3 protein-coding genes and 1 pseudogene are annotated in these 3,076 nt (G+C 36.6%); all 4 read left to right on the top strand.

The genetic code is table 11. The annotated features are described in order from the left end of the window. Positions 1–271: pseudogene (locus ACT8YW_RS22610) on the top strand (metallophosphoesterase); the annotation flags it as partial. A 96-nt stretch (positions 272–367) separates the two neighbouring features. Continuing rightward, positions 368–832, top strand: coding sequence for a hypothetical protein (locus ACT8YW_RS22605; protein WP_444107218.1), 465 nt, complete (start codon positions 368–370; stop codon positions 830–832). A gap of 3 nt (positions 833–835) precedes the next feature. Then, positions 836–1,048 carry a hypothetical protein gene (locus ACT8YW_RS22600; RefSeq protein ID WP_444107217.1) on the top strand — a complete coding sequence of 71 codons (213 nt, stop codon included), beginning with the start codon at positions 836–838 and terminating at the stop codon, positions 1,046–1,048. A 7-nt stretch (positions 1,049–1,055) separates the two neighbouring features. Next, positions 1,056–3,076: hypothetical protein (locus ACT8YW_RS22595; RefSeq protein ID WP_444107216.1), on the top strand; the 2,021-nt coding region annotated here is incomplete at its 3' end.

Here is a 3,076-nt window from a genome sequence, read left to right as displayed (position 1 = left end):
TAATACTCCTGAAGACGGTGCTGGTTTGGGTTGGAAACATTTTGAAAAAGAAAAAGAGTTCAAACCGGGCAAGTCTACCATTGATCTTTGGCCGGATGTTTCTGAATATGAGAAGAGCTATGAAACGGCTTTTAAGTTACCTGATGAGACACTAGTAAAGGTTTTTAGTTCGTATGATGCTTCTACTACAGATCTGCATTTTAAATGGATGAAGCAATATGGAATTGATGGGGTATTTATGCAACGTTTTGTTGTTTCTATACGAAATTAGAAAGGGAAGGATAATTATAATAAGATACTGAATAATGCTGTTCTTTCGGCAGAAAAGTATGACCGGGCAATTTGCCTGATGTATGACCTTTCCGGTATGGAAGCCGGTGAAGAAGATATATTGATACATAACTGGAAAGAGCTGTGTGAGAAGTATAAACTGGTTTCCCGGAACAACAATCATTATGTTTATCATCATGGTAAACCGTTAGTTGCTGTTTGGGGAATAGGGTTTAATGATCGCCGTAAATATGGATATGAGCAGGTAAAGAAAATCATTGATTTCCTGAAGAGTGAAGGTTGTTCCATATTGGTAGGTGTACCTACTCATTGGCGGACATTAACGATAGATGCTGTTTCTGATACGAGATTGCTTGAACTGGTAAAACAGGCGGATATTGTTCATCCATGGTTGGTAGGACGTTTTGATAATAATACGTATGAGCCATATCGTAAATCAATAGAGGAAGATATAAAGTGGTGCAAAGCGAATGGTAAAGATTGTATGCCGGTGGTGTTTCCGGGATTTAGTTGGCATAACATGAAAAAGGATGCTCCGTAAAACATGATTCCGAGATTAGGGGGACGTTTCTTCTGGAAACAGGTGAAAGGTGCTGTAGATACAGGAGCAGAAAGCCTTTATTTGGCAATGTTTGATGAGATAGATGAGGGGACAGCTTTCTTTAAGTGTACAAATACACCTCCGGTGGGTGAAAGTTCTTTTATAACTTATGAAGGATGTACAGATCGGTCTGGAACCTGGGAGCATAAAATATGAATGGTCGTTGGAGCAAGCAGTATCTGACACTTTGCTTCAGGACAAGTTTCGGCAGATGACAGCTTTTATATCAAATCCGGAATGGATTATTAATAGTCATATGTATTGGAAACATAGGAAAACGTTATCTTTTTCATCCAAGACTTTTCCTGTCCCGTGTGAAGATCAGTCGGCATGTTATTTTATTGCAAAAGATCGTATTGTCAAATATGATTTAATACGGAGTACAACTAAAGAATATGTTTTCTCGCCATTGATTGATGTAAATCGGATCACTAACCAGTTTCTTTTTGTTCCTTTGAAAGATAAAGGTAGCCAGTTGGTTTATTATGACTTTGAGAAGCCTGATGGGGAGAATTTGTCTTTTTTCAATTTTCAAACAAAAAGTTGGTCTATTCCTATCCAACGGAAAAGGCAGTCTTCCTATACACAACATAATCGGTTTTTCAATCCAAAAGATTCATCGATTGTACAAATTCTGGGATATGGATTTCATTTGTATACCCGTGAGTTGAATAGAATATCTCTGTCGGGTGAAGTGGTAAAGGGAGAGTTGCCGGATGTGATTACTCCTCGCTATTTGAGTGCCATAGGGAAGACCGATTCGCTGGTTTATATTTATGGAGGATTGGGAAATGACTTAGGCAAACAGGAGTATGGGGTCGTTCATTATAAGGATTTGTATAAGCTAAATTTGAATGACTATTCTTTGGAAAAGAAATGGTCCATGCCGGAAAATCATTATGATGAAGTGGTAGCTTCTACATTGATTATTGATGATTCAAAGGAAGGTATACATGCTAAAGGTTTATTTTTCTCTCCAAGTCGTTTTTTATCTTCTTTAGTTTTAAAGGATTTAAATTTGGAGAATGGGCAAGAAACTGTTTTAGGTGATACAATACCTTATACTTTCCTGGATGTTAATTCTCATGCAGATTTAATTTATCTCGCTTCAGAAAAATGTTATTACGCTGTAACAGTTCACCAGGTAGAGGGGAATCATTATGAAGCTAATATTTATTCTATTGCATCTCCTGTGTTATCTGTTCAAAATATGACGGTACAGGAAAATAGGAGTGCCTGGTGGGAAATACTGTTTGTCTGTATTTGTGTAGCAGGTTTCGGGGTAATTGGATGGAGATTGAGAAATATCGGAAGGGGTGGTAAGAAAAAAGATGTATCTATTTCACAACAAGAGATTTGTGAAAAAGAAGAAGAGGATGATTTAGATATAAATAGTGAAAAAGGAGTTCAAGAAAATGACCACCTGTATTCCTCGTTAGAAGCTCCTGTATTGAACACCACACCAGGAATTTATATGCTAAACGGATTTCAGGTAATTAATCGGGATTTAAAAGACATTACCGGAAAATTTACGCCTATTATGCGTCAATTATTATCTGTTATTATTCTTTATTCCAATCAGAATAATAAAGGGATTTCTAATATCAAGTTAAAAGAATTGCTGTGGTATGATAAGTCAGAGGAGAGTTTTTCTAATAACCGTAGTGTGAATATACGTAAGATACGTCTTTTGTTGGAAGAGGTAGGAGATACGGAGATATCATCAGCAAATGGTTATTGGTACTTTCTTAACAAGGGGCATGTATATAATGATTATACTCTGGCTAATCAGTTAATACAAAAGATGGGGGCTTTAGATGTAGTCCCTAAGGAAGACTTAGAAAAACTGCTGAACCTGGCTTCATTTGGCCAATTACTTCCTAACATACAATTTGATTGGGCAGATAGTTTTAAAGCGGCTTATTCCGATTCAATGATTGATCTTCTTAGTAGATTAAGAGATAGCAAGCAGTTTGTAGGAAATGATACCTTGAGAATACAAATTTCAAATTGTATTCTGCGATTTGATTCTTTAGATGAAGAGTCTGTTCGCGTTAAATGTCGAGCTTTGGTGGATTTGAAACGTATGGGAATGGCATATACTGCATTTGATCAGTTCACCAAGGAGTATAAGCTAATCTTGAATGAGGATTTTAAATATAGTTTTGAGCAGTTTATAAGTGA

The sequence above is a fragment of the Bacteroides sp. genome (genome assembly GCF_052357945.1).
GTDB lineage: Bacteria > Bacteroidota > Bacteroidia > Bacteroidales > Bacteroidaceae > Bacteroides.
This window is presented reverse-complemented; position numbering and strand designations above follow the sequence as displayed.

Excerpts from the sequence above, each read along its gene's own strand:
- ACT8YW_RS22600 (WP_444107217.1), top strand. The coding sequence starts at position 836 with ATGATTCCGAGATTAGGGGGACGTTTCTTCTGGAAACAGGTGAAAGGT.
- ACT8YW_RS22605 (WP_444107218.1), top strand. The coding sequence starts at position 368 with ATGGAAGCCGGTGAAGAAGATATATTGATACATAACTGGAAAGAGCTG.